The following is a 250-nucleotide window of genomic DNA, read 5'->3' on the forward strand; positions in this document are numbered from 1 at the left end:
GTAGAAGTTCAGCGTGCGCTTGATGAAACAGAAGAACGTGTAAGTTCTCTTGTTGTTATGGGAATTGGAGAACCATTTGATAACTACGATAATTTAATGGGATTCTTACGCATCACTAACCATGAAAAAGGACTTCATATTGGTGCTAGACATATGACTGTTTCGACGAGTGGAATTATCCCGAAAATTTATAAGTTTGCTGAAGAAGAACTACAAATTAATTTTGCGATTTCATTGCATGCTCCAAACT

At 36.4% G+C, this 250-nt stretch carries 1 pseudogene; it reads left to right on the plus strand.

Annotated elements, in window-relative coordinates:
- Positions 1-250, plus strand: a pseudogene (locus tag SB717_RS38230) (dual-specificity RNA methyltransferase RlmN); the annotation flags it as partial.

The sequence above is a fragment of the Priestia sp. SIMBA_032 genome, from assembly GCF_046535215.1.
Lineage (GTDB): Bacteria > Bacillota > Bacilli > Bacillales > Bacillaceae_H > Priestia > Priestia aryabhattai.